Raw genomic sequence first — 21,881 nt, 5'->3', positions numbered from 1 at the left:
CCGGATGTAAAAATCACGTCGGATAATCAAAATAGCGATTCCAAACAGGTAAGCAGTGATATGTGCATCGAATTTGGCAGGGAAGTTTGCGGCATTCTCGATCTAGCAGAGTCGCGAGAGTGGTTAGTAACCAATGGTATCGGTGGATACGCATCTGGTACTGTAGCAGGTTTACTGACTCGCCGCTATCACGGGTTACTGGTAGCAGCCCTAAAGCCGCCTTTGGGTCGCACTCTCATGCTGGCAAAGCTGGATGAAACTGTTTTGTATGGAGACCGCAATTACCCTTTGCACACCAACCGTTGGACTGATGGAATTATCAGTCCCAACGGCTACCAACATCTTGAACGTTTCTCTTTGGAAGGCACTATTCCCGTGTGGCGTTTTGCCTGTGCGGATGCACTTTTAGAAAAACGAGTTTGGATGCAGCAGGGTGCAAATACTACCTACGTACGGTATATTTTGCGTCGTGCTTCCCAACCGTTACAGCTAACGTTGAAAGCAATGGTCAACTACCGCGATTATCACAGCGACACTCAGGGTAATGGCTGGCAGATGAGCATTGAACCAGTTCCCCAAGGGATTTGCGTGAGTGCCTATCCCAGCGCTGTACCGCTTTATCTGCTGTGCGATCGTGCCAACGCTATCCCCGCTCATAATTGGTATTACGGATTTGACTTGGCAGTAGAACGCTACCGAGGACTCAGCGATCGCGAAGACCATTTACACGCTGCGACGTTCCAAGTTACTCTCAATCCTGGAGAATCTCTAACCTTTGTTGCTAGTACAGAAAAGCAGCCAGACTTCAATGGTGAAACAGCTTTAAAACTCCGCCACGCCCAAGAACAAAAATTAATCGCAGTTTGGAAATCCAACCATTCATCCCACACCAAGGAAACTCCAGCTTGGGTAAATCGTTTAGTCTTAGCCGCCGATCAATTTATTGTAGATCGCCCCTTATCTGATGAGATTCATGGCAAAACAATCATCGCAGGCTACCACTGGTTTGGTGACTGGGGACGAGATACAATGATTAGCCTACCAGGATTGACCCTTTCTACAGGTCGCCCAGAAATTGCCCGTTCAATTCTGCGTACCTTTGCTAAGTATGTAGACCAGGGAATGCTGCCAAATCGCTTTCCGGATGCGGGTGAAACACCAGAATACAACACCGTCGATGCGACTCTCTGGTATTTTGAAGCCCTACGTGCTTACTACAACGCCACCGAAGACGACGATCTCTTAGAAGAACTTTTTCCCGTATTAGCAGATATCATTGATTGGCACTGTCGCGGTACTCGCTACAATATTCATTTGGATGCCGCAGACGGACTGCTTTACGCCGGGGAAGCGGGAGTACAGCTTACCTGGATGGATGTCAAAATCGGGGATTGGGTAGTGACACCCCGAACAGGCAAACCGATTGAAGTTAATGCTCTTTGGTATAATGCCCTGCGGACAATGGCTAACTTTGCCCGCCACATTGGCAAACCCCACCAAGAATATGACGCGATCGCTGAGCGTGCCTTAGCTAGATTCTCACGCTTTTGGAATCAACAAACAGGTTACTGCTACGATGTGCTAGATAGCCCTGATGGTGATGATCCATCCCTGCGCCCCAACCAAATTTTTGCTGTCTCCTTACCTGAAAGTCCCCTCAATCCTGCTCAACAAAAAAGTGTCGTGGATGCTTGTGCAAGAATGTTGTTAACTTCCCACGGATTGCGATCGCTCTCTCCCGACGATCCCCAATACCAAGGACACTACGGTGGCGATCAATTTCAGCGGGATAGCGCCTATCATCAAGGAACAGTTTGGGGATGGTTAATAGGCCCCTTTGTACTAGCACATCTACGGGTTTACAAGCATCCCGTCCAAGCGCGTCAATTTCTCGAACTAATGGCAAATCACCTACACGCGCATGGACTTGGCAGTCTCAGCGAAATCTTTGATGGCGATCCTCCCATGACACCACGGGGTTGCATTGCCCAAGCTTGGACTGTGGCAGAAGTTTTGCGTGCTTGGTTAGCAACTGAAGTGTAGAAAGAAGTGTTGTTTGTTGTTTGTTGGTTGACGGTTTTTGTAGGGTGCGTTACGGCTTAAAGCCTTAACGCACCCTACAACCGGATAATTTATTTTGGGGAGGTGCTCTCTATATGCGGAAGTGTCAAAAGTAACATCAGAGTAGTAAATCCAGTTTCCTTTCACTCTCCATTCGATGCGATCGCCAAGTTTTTCCCAAGCTTCTTTATAATACTTGCCGTCGGGCTTGCCGCCGACTTACAGGCAAATTTGCTTCTGAACGCTGAAGCCAAAGCGTCCACTGCTATATTTTAGCCACAGGCGTCTGCTGAGTCGGGAAAACCTGACTATTTTTTTGCTGAGTCCCTGGCTTTTGTTCTTGGCTGCGGTTCCAGATCAGTAAACCAGTAATTGCTACCAGCAACAATGCAATTATCCACAATGCACCATTGATTCTAGGACGATTTTCGGTTGGTTGATTGGTAATTTCTGGTGGACTTGGTGCGGTATTGGGAATGCGATCGCCAGCTGCATCCGACGGAATCACAATAGTAATATCATCTTCAATAGCACTGGGGCGATCGCTCTGTTTTTCTGTATTAATGATTATGGCTTCTGGCTGTGACTGGGAATCCTCAGTCATGGCAAAGGGAAGAGGTGCCCAAAAAAGAGCTTTGGCGAGTGCTTCTAAACCAGCGGGGTGAGTAAAGTAGGTGAGGTGGTCGCAGGCTGGATCTGGTAATAGTATTCTAGGCTGGGGTAAGCGGTTAGGATTGACAGCTTTGATGCTGGCGAGAGTAACGGCAATGTCGTTAGGTTGCTCAAAGAACACTCGTCCTACTACTCTATCTACAGCTTGACCAAACAGCTTTTGCAGCAAGCGCTGTACAGGACTAGATTGTTTGGCTGGCTGAATTTCTGTGGCTGCCGGAACCAGCGACCTGTCACCAGCAATAATTGTATAAGGAACGTGAGGATCTGGATTCTCGGCAAGTTGTGCTAGGAAAGTAGAATCTGGTTGCATTTGCTCAAGGGAAAAATCGTTAGCTTCCAGATATTCCAATAATTCAGCTATTATCTTTGCAGGCCAAACAATCGCCGAAAGTTGATTCAAAGCGAACCCCAAGGCTGCGAACACCAAATCTTGTACGGTGGGCCAGGGAGAACCAGCGTTGGGTGTGCCTAACATGACTAAATGTTGCACGACTTGATCGCCACCTTCTCGTTCGATAAACCAACGAGACACCAAACCACCCATAGAATGAGCAACAATATGCAATTCTTTGCCGTGGTTTGCTCCTAAGCCGACTGCATCCAGGCGTTGTCCTAAAAGTCGAGCATTCTCCTCAATAGTTGTCTGAATATTTTCGTAGTCAAATGTTAAAACTAAGTCATACAAATCTTTGATTGGACACTTTTGCTCATCTACTTCAACTAAGGCTGTTTCGATACTGGGAACCTGAGATTCCGTGTCGCCAATAATGCCATGTATGTAGAGGAGAATTCGCTTCGCTTGGGCAACTTTTGCTTTGACTTGCTCGATATTTTTTTCGTATATTACTTGATCGTTTTCACCAACTGTGGCAACAGCTAAAATTGGGTAATCAAATCTTCTTCCAAGTTTGCGACAAATTACTTTTTCAAAAAAGATACGAATTGACCCTTGCAAACTCCGACTACTTTCTAATGGTTGGGGTAATCGTTCAATTGTAATCTCTGTTTTACCATCGGCAGTCTTCTTGCCTTTGCCTAGAGGTAAGAAAAATTCCCCATCGTAACCCAATGGTAAAAGGTATTCGTTATCTGCTATTTCTCGATCAACCAGTAATTTGAGAGGTGCTTGTTTTGTGACAACAGTGTAATCTCCTACGTCGCTTAATTCCAAACCAGTCAAGCCAGGATCGCTGCCTCGGCTGGTGGTAAATTGGAAGGGTTCGGCAACGGCAAGTTGTTGTCGCAATAGGGAAGGAAAAATTACATTTCCTAAGTCTCTACTAGTTTGCGATACGGTTGTAAGATTAACTTTTGCTTGCAAACTGGCATGTGGTAGCACTTCTATTAAACCATTTTGCAATTGGATGCTGCGATCGCTCTGCAATGATTTGGCATCCTGTGGACGCACAATGGTAACTGCAACTTCCTGCGTCATCCAATCATCATAGTTGACTCTGGCTCTAGTTTTGATGGCATTGCGATCGCCAACTCCCTCGATTAAAATCCCCAGAGTACCTCTTCCTCCTAGAGAACGTTTTGGTGAAGGTGGATTTAAGCCATCTTGTTCTAGCAAACTAGCATCAAATTCAGTCGTGCTAGCAATCAACTTAAATATATCTTTGTACTCAGTCACACCCTGTGCCAAAAATTCATTTGGGATGATAAAGCCTAGCTCATCACTTGCGATTGTGACGTTACTTTCACTTCCTTTGGGTGCAAGTCGAACACTACTTCTTTCAGCAAAACAGGGAACATCTACTGCGTAGTTTTCTGAGAGAATTATGACATTGCAGTAGAGAGTTTTATCGCTGTTATTCGTAAGTCTAACTTGAACAGTTGGTGATATCCACTCGCCATTTTCATTGGTGTACTCAACCCGCATTTCTGAAGCCGATAAAGATTCTTGTCGTCCCGAAAGGACAATAATCTCCATTTTGATATCATCAGATTGAATGCGGCTGGTAGCGGGACTTTTGAGTTGCAGAATGTTTTGCCAACGGGCAATATGTTCTAAACGCTGAATCGCTTTAGAGGCAAAGTAAGGTGTGTAACCTATCTGAGTAGGTCTTTCTGGAAAGGGGGCGACTACAGGACGATTATTGCTAGGTTGTATAATCCAATACTGACCATTGTCAGCAAGCAGGTAGTAATCTGCGTCTTCTGGTTCTTCGACTTGCTGCACGTATAAAGAAGGTTGTCTGCTTGGGCCAGCAGTCAGAAGTGCTTGATGCGCCAGTTCTATGCCTTCGGCTTCACTGGCATCGCCTTTGAGATAAACTTGCAGAGGAGGTATTGGTAAGCTTGTAACTACTGCCCAATAACTAGCATTTTCCAGTAGGCGATCGCCTCCACTAATAATCTCTACCTTACTTCTTTGTGGCAACACTTGCGTAACACGTGCTTCACCTAAAGCAGTTCCTAAGTCGCGTAACTGTTCAGGTGTACTACCAGCAGGAAAAATAGCTAATAAAGTATCTGCACCATGCGAGGGTTTGGGAATACCATGAAGGACGCCACCGTCAATTACCCAACTATTTTCGTTGTAGCTGTGAGTCAAGGTGAAGTAGTGAGAACGTTGTGCGATCGCACCACCCAAGAATGGTTTGTCTAATTCCTGTAGATCGATCGCGTCAATTTGCGGTGACTGATCTCTGACTTTGCCACTGACCAAGGCATTGAGATTTCTAGCTAAATCCCGATACGTAATACTACCATTTGTCCGTTCTAGTGTGTGCAGCAAAAAGTATGAAAAAGCACCGCGGAATTTACCATCTTCTCCTTTATACTCTTTCGCTAACTCATAGTCTCGACATGCAGATAACACAACATGCTTGCCTTTAGGCAATACCACCCCAGTCATCTTCTTGTCCAAGCTGCGAGAAGTATGTAATACTTCCTCGAATGCTGTTTGGTCATCAGCGAAAATAAAACTGCTCAAAGGTCGTTCGCGATTATCTAGAGGGGCCTGACGCACAGTGACTTCTGGGTCTCTTGTTCCCGAACCAGAGTGACAGCAGTCCAAAATCACCACCACATGAGGATTTTTCTCGGCAACTTTAGAAATGAGGTAGGCTATCTCTTTATCTGCTAAGTCTCGACTACCTGCTGTACGGCTATCGTAACAAACCAAAGTTTCATCTAAACGGTCTGGTTCTAAGTTCCAAAATTCCTGTGGTGACTTTTCTTGCGCGCCATGACCGGCATAGTAAAACAGTACAACGTCTTCACTGTCAGCATTGCAAAGATGCTGCCGAAAGCCATTAATTATTGCCTGACGAGTGGCATTTTCATTGATGAGTATCCAAGGTTGATCTGTTGGTTCTACCAAATTCCATTGGCGATCGCCAGCAACTCGCTCCCGCAGATATGCTTCTACCGCACTGATATCGTTAACGCAACCTTGCAAAGACGGTATAGGCACAATTGAGGCAGGATCGTATTCGTCAATGCCGACTAGTAGTGCGTAAACGTTTTTAGCCATAATGATTGCTACTCCACTCTGTCAGGCTTTTTCAATTAATGGGTGATAGTTGATAGAACTTATGCGCTATGTCACCAATAAATGTTTTCTTTGTGTCTTGGTGTCTTAGTGGTTAATAAAACATATTTTTCAACCACTAAGACACCAAGTTAAAACTACTGTAAATTTACAACCCTAATTCCACAAGAGTTACCCCATCAACAGTTGTAGTATTGTTCGCGCATCACTACACTGACGAAATTTATAATACAGCATTTGTGAAGCTGTGTAGCTTCATGGTGCATTACACGTTAATTACCAATTAAAGTCCAGAAGTACCCATCGGGTGCAACGAAAGAAAAACTTGGTTCTCCAAACTCATTTTCTATGATAGTTGTGAACTGTTGCACTGGGCTCGCTTTAATGCGATCGCTAAATTGATTTAGTCCTCTGACTCGGTAAGTGTACAAACACATTCCCAAGCAACCGGGTTGTGCTGCCTCAAAGTGCGAATCTATATTCATAGAATCGGGAAAACGAATAATATAAAGTCTGCCACTACGCGCTGCCATAAAGTCGGTCGTAGAAGAACGCGGATCGTCAAAGGCTGTCACAAAAAACTTTTCACCTGGTTGGAGATCAAAAATTTCCCGGCCTGCTAGTGATGATTCGTAGCTAGTCTCGACATCATCACGCACTCGCAATAAACCTAACACTTCGTCATAAAACTTCAACTTTTCTTTGCTGTCATCTTGAATTACCATCCCCATGTGAGTAAACTGACTAGTTTTAAAAGGAGAATCAATATTAATATTTCCGTAATCGGGGAGCGTATAGCCAAACCTTTGAAACAAAACCTGTCGCGCTAATGGTTGCAGCAGCAGCATTTCTCGCACCCCAATCATGGTATCGGCAAATGGACGGTTTTGCCTTTCTTTGTTATAGATGACCTCCCAGTGGGGGTGAGTAAACCGGAGTTGATACCCTGCTGCTTTTGCCTCTTCCGCATGATTTAGGATATTCAAAATATCAGTGGTTAAGGTCGTGGCCCAGCGATTACCCTTTACTTTCATTGACCCCATCCCCAATCCAGTGTTGGTGGGATGTTGCCAAATCATTAAACGAATCAAACCATGATCTGCATCTTGGTGGTAAAGACGAATCGAGCGTAAAGGCGAGTCTACACCATACAATTGTTTCGCTATAGCTGCTGGTAACTCTCCCTCTTGACCAACGCGATAGCCGAATTGCTCCCAATACTGAATTGCAGTAATTGCTTCTGGGACGCCAATACACACTTCATATATGCCTTCGATTACAATTTGTTGTCCCTGATTCATAGTTTGTTAAATATGTGCAACAAATGTTTAAATTCAATCAACCTTGAGTAAAAATACCTGAGTTTGTTTCAAAGTTAGGTTATTTTGGGCTTTGCCGGAAAATCTTAATGAGTAAAAATAACTAAAATTTTTCCATAGGTGTTTTTTCGGCACACCACTATCATTGTCGCTGTTAGTGGTCAATTGTGAAAAAAGGGAATGGGGAGGTGGGGAGTGGGAAATGGGGAGATGAGGAGAATAACCACTAACCCTTCGGGTACTCTACGAGAAGCCGCCCTGACGGGCGTCTACGCTAGTCGCTCATGGCGCGCTAGCTCACCACTAACCACTAACCACTAACTACTAACTACTAACTACTAACTACTAACCACTAACCACTAACTAATGACAAATGACCAATGACAAATGACTATTGACCGGATTTTTACTTACTAGATTCTGCCTAAAGAAAAAGTTAAAAAAATTGCAGGTGCAAAAAAGCTAAGTATAAGATTTACGCATCTATCAAAAGACTGAATTTTAACTACGAGTTTTCAACTACGAGTTTTCAACTATCGTGAAACAAAGGTACGTGTGGTGTATCAGCAATACGGGCATTGCTACCCATGTCAGCCAAATTTAGTGTGGCTGCATGTTCTATCCGACTCTACGATCGCGCTCGCCTATTACCTCATCCCTATTATGCTTGTCTATTTTGTTCGCAAGCGGCAAGATTTCCCTTGTAAGTGGATTCTCAGGATAATTGCGGCATTGATTGTAGCTGGTGGCACTATCCACTTGATGGAGATTTGGACGCTCTGGCATCCGAGCTATGAGTTACTAGGGTTTTTCAAAGCCATCACGGCTTCTGGTTCACTGTGCGCGACTATGGTATTGGTGCGATCGCTTCCAAAAGTTCTTGCTATTCCCAATCTGGCAGAACTGAAGAAAGCGAACCAACAGCTTGAACTTGAAATCAACGATCGCCTTTTAGCCGAAGAAGCATTACGCGAGAGTAAAGAGCGCTTCCACAATGCCTTTGACTACGCTGCAATTGGCATGGCACTGGTGGGACTAGATGGTAGTTGGCTTCAAGTTAATCATTCTTTGTGCGAAATTGTCGGTTATTCGGAACAAGAATTACTCTCCACGACTTGTCAAGAAATTACCCATCCAGACGACTGCGATACCGATCTTAACTACATACACCAACTGCTAACTGGCGAGATTCGCTGTTATCACATGGAGAAGCGGTATATACACAAGCTTGGACATGTGGTATGGATTCTGTTGAGTGGATCGCTAGTGTGCGACATTCACGGTCAACCATTGTACTTGATCGCCCAGATTCAAGACATTACCGAGCGCAAGCACGTGGAACAGACTTTACAACAACAAGCTTGCATTTTTGAAAATATCTCCGATGGTGTAATTGTGACAGACTTGTCAGGTCGCATCATTGATTGGAATCGAGCCGCAGAAAAGATGTTCGGTTATACCAAAACAGAGGTATCAGGCAAAACGTTGGGTATTCTGCATAAACCAGAAGAGTCTGCTGTAGTGACACAGCAAATCATGGATGAGTTGCTCAGTACAAATCGTTGGGATGGTGAAATTAAGTTTATCCGTAAGGATGGAACTGAAGGCGTATGCGAAACAGTATTCGTGCCACTATACAACGAACAAGGTCAGCCAAGCGCAACTATTGGTGTCAACCGTAATATTACCGAACGCAAACAAGCAGAAGCCGCGTTGCACAAAGCCAACGAGCAACTCACCTGTTGGGTGCAAGAACTAGAACAGCGCAACCGTGAAATTGCCTTACTCAGTGAAATGAGTGATATCTTGCAAGCTTGCTTGACAGTAGAAGAGGCCTATAAAGTAATTGCTCAGTTAGTCCAACCCTTATTTCCGGAAACCTCAGGTGGAGTGTTTATTATTAGTTCCTCAAAACACTTAGTCGAGGCTGTGACTATTTGGGGTGACTCAATCCTAGCGAGTAAGAAAGTATTTTCACCCAAGCAATGCTGGGCGCTGCGACGGGGGCGATCGCATTTTGCCGCATCTGGCGATCGCGGTTTACACTGTACGCACATTGAGGAAGATATATTCAGCGGTGAAGCTCTCTGCGTACCAATGATGGCACAGGGCGAAGCTTTGGGGATGTTACATTTGCATTCACAACACAAAGGACAATTTACAACAGCCAAACAACAGCTAGCCTCTGCGGTTGCTGAACGCATAGCACTAGCTTTGGCAAACCTCAGACTCAACGAAGCTTTACAACAGCAGAGTATCCGCGATCCTCTCACAGGTTTATTTAATCGCCGCTATCTAGAAGAATCTTTAGAAAGAGAAGTAAGCCGAGCTGAACGCAACCAGCAACGAATAGGAATTATCATGATTGACGTTGACCATTTTAAAAGTTTCAATGACACATTTGGTCATGAAGCAGGCGATATTGTGTTGCGCGAACTCGGTGGATTTTTAAAAAAGCAAGTCCGCAAGGCTGATATAGCCTGTCGCTATGGGGGTGAAGAGATGTTGTTGATTTTGCCAGAAACATCTTTAGAAGTTTGTCAAGAACGCGCTGAGCGAATCCGGCAAGGAGTTAAACACTTGGATGTACAGCATCAACGTCAGAAATTAGGCAACATTACATTGTCGTTGGGAGTAGCAATGTTCCCAGAACACGGAATGACAGGTGCAGGAGTAATTGAAGCCGCTGATGCTGCACTTTATATTGCCAAAAAAACGGGGCGCGATCGCGTTGTTATGGCTCAATCTCAATTTGAGTAGAATACTTGGTGTCTTTGTGCCTTTGTGGTTGAAAAAATCTCAAACCACCAAGACACTAAGACACCAAGGAAAAGTTAACCGAACTGCATTGGGAGTGAGGTGATTTTAGCGGTATATTCAATAAAGTTTTTAGGTAAATCTGTTGCTTATGAAACCGCGTCCTCTACAATTGTGGCTCCTTAGCGGCAGTACGTTTTTGTTTGCGTACTGTTGCAAGCCAACAGCAGCACAAATTGTTCCGGATGCGACACTACCAGTCGATTCCGCTGTCACTCAACAAGGGAATACTAGCAGAATAGAAGGAGGAACAACAGTTGGCACGAATTTATTTCACAGCTTTGATTCGTTTTCTATCCCCACTGACAGCACAGCCTTTTTCAACAATACTTTGGATATTCAGAATATTATTAGTCGGGTAACGGGAAAATCTATTTCTAATATTGATGGCTTGATTCAGGCTAACGGTACTGCGAATTTATTTCTCATCAATCCCAATGGGATCGTCTTTGGTGCTAATGCTAGGTTAAACGTTGGTGGCTCTTTTTTAGCTAGTACAGCCAATAGTATCAACTTTGCTGATGGCACGCAGCTCAGTACAACTTCCCCTCAGACTACACCGCTGCTGACTGTCAGTACTCCCATTGGTTTGCAATTTGGACAGAATTCAGAAAGCATAAAGGTACAAGGTACGGGATACGATTTATCTGTTGCGACGCCTAGATTCTCACCAATCGTTAAGGGTAGTCGCGCAACTGGTTTGCGGGTGTCGCCAGGAAAAACCCTCGCTTTGGTAGGTGGTGATGTAGATGTAGAGGGTGGCACGTTAACGGCCGAACAAGGACGAATTGAGTTAGGTAGTGTAGATGATGGACAGGTGAGCCTTACTCCCATTTCCTCTGGCTTTGCCCTAAATTATCAAGGCGTAAAAAGTTATCGAGATATTCGCCTATCGCAACAGTCCCTAGCCGATGCTAGTGGCGGTGGTGCTGTTCAGGTACAGGGTAATAATGTCGCGCTGACTGATGGTTCACTCATTTTGATTCAAAATCAAGGGCAGCAACAAGGGGGAAGCATTAGCGTTAATACCGATCGGTCTTTAGAAGAGAGTGGAACCAACTCAAATGGCATGCTTAGTAGCGGTTTGCGTAGTGAAACCACAGGAGATGGAACTGGAGCAGATATTGCAATATTCACTCCTGTGTTGGCTATTAGAAATGGGGGAGCAATAACTACTCGTTCCTACGGCGCTGGCAAGACGGGGAATGTGAGTGTCAACGCCTCAGACTCCGTGCAAGTGATTGGGTATTCACCCGTCGATCCTTTTGTGGAAAGCTTCATCTCTGCTGTCGCGTTCAGTTCTGGAGATGCAGGAGATATCAGCTTGTCAACAGGAAAGTTATCCCTTCTGCAAGGGGGAAGAATATTATCTACAACTTTTAGTACTGGCGATGGTGGAGATGTCACCGTGAATGCTCGTGACTCTATCGAAGCGATTGGAGTGACAAACAATTTCTCGCCAAGTAATTTGTCTGCTCTCACTTTCAACGGTGGAGATGCTGGAAGAGTGACAATCAACACATCAAAGTTGTTGCTTCGTAATGGAGGATCAGTCAGTACTTCTACGTTGGACACGGGTGATGCTGGCAGTATTGTCATTAATGCTACAGAGTCTGTGGAAATAGGTGGTAAAGTCCCACAAACAGGCGATTTTAGTTTTGTGCGATCGTCTGCCCCTGTTGTAAATAATGCTTTACAAAGAGCGTTTAGACTACCTCCCGTACCGAAGGGTGTTTCTGGAGATGTGACAATTAAAACTCAGCAATTGAAAGTTACAGATGGTGCAAGAATCGATGCCAGAAATGATGGCCCAAACAATGCTGGGACTTTGCGGGTAGATGCTAACTATATCTTTTTAGAGCGTGATGGTGGTATCACTGCTGCCACTGCATCCGGTGAAGGTGGCAATATTCAACTTGTGGCACGGGATTTGTTACTGTTGCGTGACAATAGTTCCATATCTGCCTCAGCAGATGGTAACGGCAATGGAGGTAACATCAGTATTAATACTCCTTTATTAGTTACTGTTGCCAAAGAAAATAGCGACATCAGTGCTAATTCTGTTAACTCTCGTGGAGGTAATGTGACTATCAATACCTCTGGACTTTTCGGCATCCAGTTCCGTGAGACATCTACTTCATACAGTGATATCACTGCTACAGGGGCAAATTCTGAGTTAAGTGGCACAGTCAGAATTAACACCCCGGATTTAGATCCTAGTTCTGGATTAGTGGAATTACCAGCTATCCCTATCGATTCTACAAAACTAATAGCACAAGGCTGTCCTGCTAACCAAAGCAATAGATTTATTATCACCGGACGTGGAGGCTTGCCACCCCTACCAAGCGAAGCACTCCGCACCGAGAATACAGTACCGCTCCCTTGGGTTACGCTTGAGCCTCAGGAGATGGGGAGAGATGTAGAGACGCGCCATGGCGCGTCTGGGAGATGGGGAGAATTATTACCCAAATCTTCCATCCCAAATCAAATTGTTGAGGCTAATGGTTGGATAGTTAACAAATCTGGTGAGGTAGTACTGACAGCTTCTGCACCTACAACCACGGCTTTGGGTTCTTGGCTTACTCCCCCAACTTGCCCTTGAGACAGTAGAGATATGAAAGTAAACGGCAAAAAACGCCCTGGAATTTTCCGCGCTGTGCAACCTTACCTAAAGCTGGTTGCTTCTCACTCACGTTGCTTCTACGCTAGCAGGTGGCTCAGGAGAATCATACTTGCTCTAGGAACTGCGTTCTTGATTATCTGCCAGTTTAGTTTAAATCCAGGCATACAAATTGCCTTTCCTTTAGCTCAGGCAAAGAGTACCTACAATCAGTCAAATGCTCAAGCCTTGGTTGAACAAAGTCGAAAACTCTACGATGCTGGAGATGACAATCAAGCTGTAACGGTTTTGCAACAGGCTGTAGAAGCTTTTAGAGCTAGTGGAGATAGACTAGGGGAAGCAATGGCGTTAAGCAATCTTTCTTTAGCCTTGAAACAACTCGGACAGTTAGAAAAAGCAAATGACAATATCACACAAAGTCTCAAGATTTTAGAAACTGACCAAAACAGAGGTTTGGCGTCTCTACAGGTGTTAGCACAAGTGTTAGACGTTCAAGGTAGTCTGCAATTGGAACTAGGCAGAACCCAACAAGCTTTAGATAGTTGGAAACAAGCTGCTAAAACCTACGAGCAAATAGGTGATGAACCTAGTAGAATCCGTAGCTTAATAAACATTGCTCAAGCTGAGCAAACTTTGGGGCATTATCGTCAGGCTCGCACAAATTTAGAGCAGCTTTTTACCTCTGTGCAGAAACAACCAGACTCTCTGATGAAAGCAACCGCTTTACGCAGCCTTGGTGATGTTCTGCAATTAGTCGGTGAATTAGAAAAGTCCTTAAAGGTATTGCAGCAAAGCCGTGATGTCGCGCAAAGATTGCGATCGCCCTCCCAAATGGGTGCAGCACTGCTGAGTTTAGGTAACACCCAACGCGCCTTGGGTAATAGAGGGCGTAACCAGCAAAATACAGTCAGCCAGGAAAAGTCTACACCGTTGCAGTGTACAATCACAAACGCGAATAATCCTATCTCTAAGGAAGCTTCCAGGTACTATCAACTGGCTGCCCAATCTTATCAGCAGGCGGCTGATATTTCTGGCTCTCCGCTCGTGCAAATTCAAGCACAAGTTAATCAACTGAGTGTATTGCTGGAATTGCAGAAATGGTCAGAAGCACAGAAATTAGCGTCTGAGGTACAGTATCAGCTTACCCGGATACCTGCCAACCAAACAGCAATATTTGCCGAAATTAACTTGGCTCAAAGTTTGATATGTTTAAAGCGAGCTACGATCGCAGACAACCCAGGGTGGAAGGAAATTGCCCAAGGTTTAGCAACAGCAATTCAACAGGCAAACAGTAATGGCGATCGCCGCTCAGTTGCTTATGCTTTGGGTGCGCTGGGTGGACTGTACCTCGAAACCCAAGATGTGCATAATGCCCAGAAGCTGACTGAGCAAGCTTTAACAACAGCTCAAACAATTCAGGCAGGGGACATTGCTTATTTGTGGCAATGGCAGTTAGGACATATACTCAGAATCAAAGGCGATATTAAAGGTGCGATCGCATTCTACAAGCAAGCAGTCAGTACCCTTAATTCTTTACGCAATGATTTAGTTGCCCTCAACCCAGATGTTCAGTTTTCCTTTCGGGATAATGTCGAACCTGTCTATCGGCAATTTGTAGATTTACTGTTGCAACCTCCCCCTCTTTCCCCCTCTGTAGATGGGGGGATTAGTCAACAAAACTTAAAGCAAGCCCGCAATGTCATTGAAGCTCTCCAGTTAACGGAACTAGAAAACTTTTTTAGAGAAGCTTGTTTGCAGCCTTCACCAAAGCAGATTGATGAAGTTGTTGACAAAACTGACCCAACAACAGCAGTCATCTATCCAATTATTTTAAAAGACCGTCTGGAAATCATCCTCAAGTTACCAACTAAAAACGAACTTCGCCACTACACAATTTATAAACAAGCAAGTGAAGTTGAAACTGCCTTAGAGAAATTACAGCAATCTCTAACAGAACCAGACCAAATTAATGATGTCAAGAAATTTTCTGGGCAGGTGTATAGCTGGTTAATTCAACCACTAGAAGCCGAACTAGCAAAAATGAAAATCAAAACATTAGTTTTTGTGTTGGATGGTTCTTTGCGAAATATCCCTATGGCAGTCCTCTACGACGACACGCATAAACAATATTTAATCCAGAAGTATGCTATTGCTCTAGCTCCTGGTTTGCAGCTAATTGATCCCAAACCTTTGCAACGAGGAAAGCTAAATGCTTTAGCCGCCGGAGTTAGCGAACAACGCAACATCGAAGGTCGAAAGTTTGCTCCACTCAAAAATGTGGAAGTCGAATTGCAAAAAATTCAGTCGGCAATACCCAAAAGTGAAGAACTTCTCAATCAGAATTTTACTAAAACAAATGTAAAAAACCAAATTGAAGAAGAACCATACACCGTAGTTCACATCGCAACTCATGGCGAATTTAGTTCTAATGTTGAGAAAACATTTATCCTCACTTGGGAACAACTCCTGAAAGTAAAAGATTTTGATAACTTATTGCGAATTCGCAATGGCAGTGAGTCTCGCGCTATTGAATTACTTGTTCTTAGTGCCTGCCAAACTGCTGTTGGAGACACGCGAGCTACCTTGGGACTTGCTGGCATAGCAGTACGGGCGGGCGCACGTAGTACGTTAGCAACTTTGTGGTCAGTAGATGATGAATCTACAGCTGAACTCATGAGTAAGTTTTATCAAGAGTTAGAAAACACCAAGCTTACTAAAGCTGAAGCTCTCCGTCTTGCCCAACTGAAGCTATTAACCGATCATGAAATTCCTTATTTATGGGCACCCTACGTTTTAGTGGGAAATTGGCTTTAAATCAGTTATATTTCCTGCCTTTTTGCCAAATTTTGAAGTCTTTAAAATCATTAATTTCTGACATTTAAAAACCTCTTAATTTATTCCCCTGTTCTCCGTTCCCTGTTCTTTGTTCCCAATTTATTTTTTACCTCTCCAATCATAGGCTGTGTACTTAAATTCTCTAGACCAACATCTTGCAATAGCTGAGCCCAATCCTTATTAAAGGTGGGATTCTGTGGCTCACTCAAGCGGAATTTTGCCAACTCACTCAAAGCTGAGTACCAAATACCATTTTCAGCATAAATAGCTATGCGCTGCCGTGGTGTGGTAGCTGATTTCAATAGATACTCTAAGTCTGGTTTGAGTGCTACTCTTTGCACCCATCCACGTACAAACACTGGGTTGGATAAGTTTCCAGAGGCGCTATCAATTGCATCTTTACAGTAAAGTTTGAAGTACCATTGATAGGTTTTGTCGATTGCTAGTGGCGCTGTAGACGGCAGGCTCAAACCAACAATACCTGGTGTTTTTGGTAGGGTGAAATCAGTTCGATAAACATCTTTGTTTGCTTCATCTTGTAATACAAACTCTCCAGTAGATACATCAGTTGCCTTATAGGGGACAAAAAACCAGAAGGTAGGATGCTCTTCTACTGCTAAAGCCACGTTTTTTGCAGGTATTAAAGCAGTAGTTAACAATTCCACGGGGGGACACTTGCCACGGCTTCCTGTTCCTCCTCTTTTGGTAGGTCTACCTCGGCTTGATCCATCGGGTTCTTTTTCTCGAAAGCGAATTTGTATCCGCTCAGAACCATTGCTGGCTAGTTGATTGGATTGTGCCACTACTGGCACTAAAAAACTCATGTAACACAATAATGCAAAAGTTATGGTCAACGCACATTTTGATTTAGTCATTAGTCATTGGTGATTTTTTATTAGCAAATAAGCATCACAGATTTTTGTGGTGACTGGGTGAGAATGGGTAATAGATATTCTGAGATACCCTGTTTATTAAAACTACAAATATCATGACTAAACCCGTCTTTGTAGTGTTTAGTCATCTTTGTTTCTTATGTGTTATTTGCAACAACTAACTACTATATGGGTGGGTTTAACCATTTATTCAATAGGTTGAACCAAAGTAGAGACGTAGCAATGCTACGTCTCTACAGGATTTATATGTATTATGATTAACGTGAAATGGTATAATATTCCTGAATGACCAACAGTATCCTTTAAGAAGTCGGGGAGCTTACCTCTATGTGATGTTAATGTATTAGCCAGCGCTGATTGAGGCAAGGACACAATATAAGCTTTGATATTTTGATAATAGTAAAATAAAGTATAGAGACACAAAAGTTTGTGTCTCTATATCTTACCAATTTTTAAATTTGGCTAATTAGGAAGCTTTCGAGTTTCTATAATTTGCGTCCATCCAACAACGCGGTAGATTTTCACCAGAAGGAAAAACTAGATTTTCTTTTCTATAAGATTCCGATGCTTGTTCTTCCTGACCTTGTTGTTCTTTAGCATGAATACTATCAATATTAGGGTCAATTAATTCTTGAACATCCTGAATTTTAACCAATTCGCCAGTATCTTTGATTTGTAGCAACATAATGGATAACCTCCGTAAGTTTGCATTAAGTAGATTGGCATAAATAAACTAATTTATGATGATGAGATTTAGTGGTGAGTAGTTTGTTGTTATAATTAACTACTAGCACTATTTAAAATTATTGATACATTAGCTATTCTTGAATATCAGGCATAAAAAAACTATGTATCAGCCTTCTTTTTCAAGCAAATTTGCAAAATGAAACTGATACGCAGTTATACTTTTATTTATGAAAAGATAGCAATAAATCTAGCCAAGATATTTTTATAAAACTTGGCAAGAAAAATTACATTTCGCGTTGAAATTTTTCCAATATATCTACTAAATTGACCTGGCATTGCAAGGGCAATAAATCAATCAAAGGAATTTCTCTTCTACCACCGCCAATTTTGACTGGAATGGATTCTAGAACTTGGATAACATCGTCTTCATCTACAGGCTTATTGTCAGTAATTAAGGGATACACTTGTTCTGCAACCACAGTATGCAATTTGGCATCAGATAAATACAGATGCCACTTGGCAATGTCTATGTAAACGTTTTCGCCAATTTCAGTTGCTAGGGCTTCCAGTAATTCTGTAGTGTTAGTCTTAGCCATAAAAATAACCCTCATGAACGGAAGCGAATTTTCATGCTCATTATTATTATTGCTCAATTAATAGGCTGATTCTACTGCCACAAGTTACAATCGCCCCAGTCTTGTTAGTCATTCTTCAGGTGGATTTGGGTGGTGTCTCGCGGTAGTCGGCGATCGCAGCAATATAAATTAGATGTGCCAACAATACCACTAACCAGCCTGCTGTCACCCAAGGTAGCCACTCCCAAGTAGCTTTCAAGAAGTTGTGAAAAAACCACAACCCAGAATTACACGCCGCAAATATTGCCACATGTACGGCAAAGTTCATCCGGTCATCGAGTTTGCGGTAAGCTGGGTCATTGCGATCGGGTTTACGAGGCCAACGAGGAGGCATACAAGTTTGTTACAGATTTTAATCAAATTGTTTTCTGACTCATTTTAGGATTTTTTCGGCTATTATTGCAGTCCACTCAAAAAATCTACTGGACTTATAATTGCCGTGACTGGTATGCTTGCAACTGTGCCCGCAGTTGGGCAATTTATTCTGCCATGTCTATAACCATAGCAGCTCCAACTAAATTTAGTCCTAAATCCCGACGCAAACGCATAATTTGACCGATCCGAGCAATATCGCGCGATCGCAACATCGAATTAATCGGTGAAATCAATCCCAACGCTGCAAAACGTTCTATCAGTGCAGTTGATGTTTGCGTCACTAAAGCCGCATACTCAAATGTGTAAAGGCGATCGCCCTCTTCAGAGACAACCACTCGTGATAGGCTAACTTGATTCATAGTTTCACCTCTTCTAGAGCAGTACGTGGATCGAAAGTGCTACTGTCGCGGATTTTTTCATAGCACTCGCGTTCGGTCGAACTCAAATCTTTGGGAGATACAATTTGCAATTTGACAATCAAATCGCTGCGTCCTCCTTTTGGTTGTGTCCATCCTTTACCCCGTAGCCGCAAAGATTGTCCGGAACGCACACCCGCCGGAATTGTCATAGTGACGTTACCATCGGGTGTTGGGACTTTCACTTGTGTTCCCAAAACAGCTTCATCTGGTCGAATCGGAATCTCACAAGTGAGGTTATCGCCTGCAAATCGGAAGAAGGGATGGGGCAATACTTCTATTGTCAAGTATAAATCTCCCCGCTGTTGGGAAAACGGACTGGGACGTCCTTTACCTTTGATACGAACGCGACTTCCGGATTTTGCACCTGGGGGAATACGAACAGTAACCGTTTCACCATTGATTTGCAATCGTTTCTGTGTACCGTGAAATGCTTCCGAAAAAGTCAGGGTAATAGCCGCTTCCGTATCGGGTGCGGGTACTTCGGTGGCAACATTTTCAAAAAAATCGCCATAGTCGCGATCGCCGCCTGTATAGGTACGATAAGTATAACTTCTGCCAGTTCGACCTGCACCACCAAACCGACCAAGCAGGTCGTTGATAAACTCATCAAATGGATGACATTTTGCTTTTCAGAAATTAAGACTTTTATCTTTTTGCTTAATCTTGTTGATAGAGGTAACAAACCCATCCTGTTGTAAATATGGAAATGACATTTAGAGGTGGAATTTTAGAGGTGAATAAAAATGGCTAAAATCAACCCGATTCAACTACAAAAACATTTGAAGGGCGTGGACTATCCAGCTAGTAAACAAGAATTGATTCAGCGTGCTCAACAGCAAGGCGCTGATGAGAATGCTATCTCTGTTTTACAGCAATTGCCCGATCAGGAGTACAAAACTCCAACTGATGTCAGTGAAGCTGTAAGTTCAATTAAATAAGTCAAGTACGTAGGCATAAATAAATCTATGTCTTGTGGTGACTGTTAGTAGTAGTTGTTTGTTGTTAGTTATTTGTTGTTTGTAACAATTCACTATCAGCGAGCAACTACCAAAAACATAGAACTTATTCTTATTGAAAATAATCTCCTGATTTACCGCCAGTTTTACTCACTAATCGAATTGATTCAATTTGAATCGACTTTTCTAAAGCTTTCGCCATATCATACAGAGTGAGAGCAGCGACAGAAACGGCTGTTAATGCTTCCATCTCTACACCAGTTTCAGCTTTGGTTTTGACTGTAGCCTGAATTTGATAACCAGGTAATTGGGAATCGGGTGTGACGGTTACTTCTACTTTTTGCAAGGGTAAGGGATGACACAAGGGTATCAAGTTAGCCGTCTGTTTAGCTGCCATAATTCCCGCTAGTCTTGCCGTTGCCAATACATCTCCTTTGGGAGCATTCCCTGCTTGGATGGCAGCAAAGGTCTCTGGTAACATCCGCACTCTAGCAGCAGCGGTTGCTTGGCGGACTGTAGGTGCTTTTCCAGACACATCTACCATCTGGGCTTGACCCTGATGATCTAGATGCGTAAGGTCAGCAGAATGAAATGGAAAATTTTCTTGCGTCATTTGGTAATGATGTGTTAACATTAGATCCTGTGACCAACAAGGGCGTGTAGCTCAGTGGACTAGAGCACGTGGCTACGGACCACGGTGTCGGGGGTTCGAATCCCTCCTCGCCCGTACTTTTTAGAGACGCTTTTGTAGAGACGCGAGATCTCGCGTCCCTACATTATTGCAATATCTGGCGTCTCTACATTTAGATTTTGTTCAAAGCGTAAACATCTTCACCGCGACCGAGGGCAAAACGCACGGAGGTGGCAAGGTTCTTACCGGACTGAGTTAGGAAGACGAGAATGCCGAGTCCAGCAAAAGCAGCAGTGACACCGAAGATATTCCGATAGCCAAATTGTTCGGCTACAAAACCAAAAACAGGGCCTGCGATCGCGATGCCAACATCAAATCCAGCGATGCACAAAGCAAAAATACGTCCTCTTTCTTGTGGCAGCGAACGATCTGTCATCATTGTTGAAACCATCGGGATCAGCGTACCGCCTCCAGCGCCTTCAATCAAAGCAGCGATTAAGAAAATACTGACATTATTGGCTAACCACATCAACACCATTGAGACAGAATAGAAAACTAAGCCTAAAGTGACAAACAATCCCCGTCCTAAGCGATCGCTGGCTCGACCAATAAATACCCTACCACTAAAGCTAGAAATGGCGGAGGCTGTGTAAAACAACCCAACATTCAAGTCAACCTGAGTGGATTTGATGAATAGGGGTGCAAAAGTGTGTAAACTCCCAACAGTCAAACCAACCATCAACATCACAAATGCTGGTATTCTTACTCTTGGACTAACCAACATGCGCCAAAAATTAGTCTTTTGGTCTTTGGCTTGTTGCTGTGTTTGAATTGGTGGATTGACAACTGGCACAATACACAAGACCCCTAATCCACCCAGTCCCGCAGATAACAAAAATAATGCAGTATCACCGGCCGCAGCTTGTAAATAACCGCCCAAAGCAGGGCCTACTGCTAAGCCAATCGGATTGACCAGACTCATGTAGCCAATGATCTCACCACGATGGTTTGGTGGTGCTAAATCTGCAACCAGCGCTAAATAGCCAGTCGCAAAAGCGGCGATACTAATGCCATGAAAAGCACGTATCACCATCAATAAAGGAAAAGAATTAGTGAGTCCGTAACCCAGAGGGGCGATCGCTACTACCAAGATACCAATGAGCAATACAATTTTACGACCCCGTTTATCTGCTAACTGTCCTAGCCAGGGACGAAACAGCAACAATCCAATGGCAAAACCACCCATCAAAATCCCGATTTGTTGCTTGGTTGCACCCACTTCTTCAAGATAGAGTGGTAGGGTTGGCAATAAACAAGACAAACTAGACCAGAACAACAAACCTGCTGCAAACAAAATCAGCAGGTTACGCCGTAGTTTGGTATCAGTTTTACTAAGTACTTTCACAGCAGATGTAATCTTTTGTTAGTAGTTAGTAGTTAGTAGTTAGTAGTAGAGCGT

The 21,881-nt window shown here is 43.6% G+C and carries 14 protein-coding genes, 1 tRNA gene and 2 pseudogenes; 6 read left to right on the top strand and 11 right to left on the bottom strand.

Annotated features, from left to right (window positions below; all coding sequences use genetic code 11):
* Window positions 1-60 precede the first annotated feature (60 nt).
* A complete protein-coding gene (locus HXY43_RS03885) occupies window positions 61-2,043 on the top strand; it encodes an amylo-alpha-1,6-glucosidase (protein WP_290880237.1) in 1,983 nt (660 codons plus the stop codon).
* Here HXY43_RS03885 and HXY43_RS26925 read toward each other — a convergent pair.
* The 3 genes and pseudogenes from HXY43_RS26925 to HXY43_RS03870 form a co-directional block, all read right to left on the bottom strand.
* A pseudogene (locus tag HXY43_RS26925) lies at window positions 2,026-2,250 on the bottom strand (GUN4 domain-containing protein); the annotation flags it as partial. The gene HXY43_RS03885 and the pseudogene HXY43_RS26925 overlap by 18 nt on opposite strands.
* A gap of 76 nt (window positions 2,251-2,326) precedes the next feature.
* On the bottom strand, window positions 2,327-6,217 hold the full coding sequence (locus HXY43_RS03875; RefSeq protein WP_290880234.1) for a caspase family protein: 3,891 nt from the start codon (window positions 6,215-6,217) through the stop codon (window positions 2,327-2,329).
* 290 nt (window positions 6,218-6,507) lie between these two features.
* Window positions 6,508-7,536 carry a VOC family protein gene (locus tag HXY43_RS03870; protein ID WP_290880231.1) on the bottom strand — a complete coding sequence of 343 codons (1,029 nt, stop codon included), beginning with the start codon at window positions 7,534-7,536 and terminating at the stop codon, window positions 6,508-6,510.
* 576 nt (window positions 7,537-8,112) lie between these two features.
* Between HXY43_RS03870 and HXY43_RS03865 the strand changes: the two genes are divergently transcribed.
* The 3 genes from HXY43_RS03865 (at window position 8,113) to HXY43_RS03855 (ending at window position 15,805) form a co-directional block, all read left to right on the top strand.
* A complete protein-coding gene (locus tag HXY43_RS03865) occupies window positions 8,113-10,314 on the top strand; it encodes a PAS domain S-box protein (protein ID WP_290880317.1) in 2,202 nt (733 codons plus the stop codon).
* Between the two features lie 148 nt (window positions 10,315-10,462).
* The gene (locus HXY43_RS03860; protein WP_290880227.1) at window positions 10,463-12,973 is read left to right on the top strand and encodes an S-layer family protein; all 2,511 of its coding nucleotides are present in this window, start codon (window positions 10,463-10,465) and stop codon (window positions 12,971-12,973) included.
* 12 nt (window positions 12,974-12,985) lie between these two features.
* Entirely contained in the window at window positions 12,986-15,805 is a 2,820-nt protein-coding gene (locus HXY43_RS03855; protein WP_290880224.1) for a CHAT domain-containing protein, read from the top strand.
* An 80-nt stretch (window positions 15,806-15,885) separates the two neighbouring features.
* On the opposite strand, the gene HXY43_RS03850 is transcribed toward HXY43_RS03855, so the two are convergent.
* From HXY43_RS03850 to HXY43_RS03825, 6 genes and pseudogenes are all read right to left on the bottom strand, one after another.
* Window positions 15,886-16,701 carry a DUF928 domain-containing protein gene (locus HXY43_RS03850; protein ID WP_290880221.1) on the bottom strand — a complete coding sequence of 272 codons (816 nt, stop codon included), beginning with the start codon at window positions 16,699-16,701 and terminating at the stop codon, window positions 15,886-15,888.
* A gap of 484 nt (window positions 16,702-17,185) precedes the next feature.
* A complete protein-coding gene (locus HXY43_RS03845; protein WP_026733866.1) occupies window positions 17,186-17,404 on the bottom strand; it encodes a hypothetical protein in 219 nt (72 codons plus the stop codon).
* A 286-nt stretch (window positions 17,405-17,690) separates the two neighbouring features.
* Entirely contained in the window at window positions 17,691-18,002 is a 312-nt protein-coding gene (locus HXY43_RS03840; RefSeq protein ID WP_026733867.1) for a DUF3181 family protein, read from the bottom strand.
* Between the two features lie 115 nt (window positions 18,003-18,117).
* Window positions 18,118-18,375 (bottom strand): 2TM domain-containing protein, encoded by a 258-nt coding sequence (locus HXY43_RS03835; RefSeq protein WP_026733868.1) that lies wholly within the window; start codon window positions 18,373-18,375, stop codon window positions 18,118-18,120.
* A gap of 145 nt (window positions 18,376-18,520) precedes the next feature.
* A complete protein-coding gene (locus HXY43_RS03830; RefSeq protein WP_290880215.1) occupies window positions 18,521-18,775 on the bottom strand; it encodes a hypothetical protein in 255 nt (84 codons plus the stop codon).
* A pseudogene (locus HXY43_RS03825) lies at window positions 18,772-19,446 on the bottom strand (J domain-containing protein); the annotation flags it as partial. The pseudogene HXY43_RS03825 and the gene HXY43_RS03830, both read right to left, overlap by 4 nt.
* Before the next feature lie 132 nt (window positions 19,447-19,578).
* On the opposite strand from HXY43_RS03825, the gene HXY43_RS03820 reads away from it, so the two are divergent.
* The gene (locus HXY43_RS03820; protein WP_026733873.1) at window positions 19,579-19,773 is read left to right on the top strand and encodes a DUF2795 domain-containing protein; all 195 of its coding nucleotides are present in this window, start codon (window positions 19,579-19,581) and stop codon (window positions 19,771-19,773) included.
* Between the two features lie 130 nt (window positions 19,774-19,903).
* On the opposite strand, the gene moaC is transcribed toward HXY43_RS03820, so the two are convergent.
* Window positions 19,904-20,404, bottom strand: coding sequence for a cyclic pyranopterin monophosphate synthase MoaC (gene moaC / locus HXY43_RS03815; RefSeq protein ID WP_026733874.1), 501 nt, complete (start codon window positions 20,402-20,404; stop codon window positions 19,904-19,906).
* Between the two features lie 40 nt (window positions 20,405-20,444).
* Here moaC and HXY43_RS03810 point away from each other — a divergent pair.
* A tRNA-Arg gene (locus HXY43_RS03810) sits at window positions 20,445-20,518 on the top strand.
* A 76-nt stretch (window positions 20,519-20,594) separates the two neighbouring features.
* Here HXY43_RS03810 and HXY43_RS03805 read toward each other — a convergent pair.
* Entirely contained in the window at window positions 20,595-21,827 is a 1,233-nt protein-coding gene (locus tag HXY43_RS03805; protein ID WP_290880211.1) for an MFS transporter, read from the bottom strand.
* Window positions 21,828-21,881: the final 54 nt, after the last annotated feature.

This window comes from Fischerella sp., from assembly GCF_013388695.1.
In the GTDB taxonomy this organism is placed as follows: domain Bacteria; phylum Cyanobacteriota; class Cyanobacteriia; order Cyanobacteriales; family Nostocaceae; genus PCC9605.
Note: the sequence above shows the minus strand (reverse complement) of the source record. Positions and strands in the feature narration are given on the sequence as shown.

Excerpts from the sequence above, each read along its gene's own strand:
- HXY43_RS03885 (WP_290880237.1), top strand. The coding sequence starts at position 61 with ATGTGCATCGAATTTGGCAGGGAAGTTTGCGGCATTCTCGATCTAGCA.
- HXY43_RS03875 (WP_290880234.1), bottom strand. The coding sequence starts at position 6,217 with ATGGCTAAAAACGTTTACGCACTACTAGTCGGCATTGACGAATACGAT.
- HXY43_RS03870 (WP_290880231.1), bottom strand. The coding sequence starts at position 7,536 with ATGAATCAGGGACAACAAATTGTAATCGAAGGCATATATGAAGTGTGT.
- HXY43_RS03860 (WP_290880227.1), top strand. The coding sequence starts at position 10,463 with ATGAAACCGCGTCCTCTACAATTGTGGCTCCTTAGCGGCAGTACGTTT.
- HXY43_RS03855 (WP_290880224.1), top strand. The coding sequence starts at position 12,986 with ATGAAAGTAAACGGCAAAAAACGCCCTGGAATTTTCCGCGCTGTGCAA.
- HXY43_RS03850 (WP_290880221.1), bottom strand. The coding sequence starts at position 16,701 with ATGACTAAATCAAAATGTGCGTTGACCATAACTTTTGCATTATTGTGT.
- HXY43_RS03845 (WP_026733866.1), bottom strand. The coding sequence starts at position 17,404 with ATGTTGCTACAAATCAAAGATACTGGCGAATTGGTTAAAATTCAGGAT.
- HXY43_RS03840 (WP_026733867.1), bottom strand. The coding sequence starts at position 18,002 with ATGGCTAAGACTAACACTACAGAATTACTGGAAGCCCTAGCAACTGAA.
- HXY43_RS03835 (WP_026733868.1), bottom strand. The coding sequence starts at position 18,375 with ATGCCTCCTCGTTGGCCTCGTAAACCCGATCGCAATGACCCAGCTTAC.
- HXY43_RS03830 (WP_290880215.1), bottom strand. The coding sequence starts at position 18,775 with ATGAATCAAGTTAGCCTATCACGAGTGGTTGTCTCTGAAGAGGGCGAT.
- HXY43_RS03820 (WP_026733873.1), top strand. The coding sequence starts at position 19,579 with ATGGCTAAAATCAACCCGATTCAACTACAAAAACATTTGAAGGGCGTG.
- moaC (WP_026733874.1), bottom strand. The coding sequence starts at position 20,404 with ATGACGCAAGAAAATTTTCCATTTCATTCTGCTGACCTTACGCATCTA.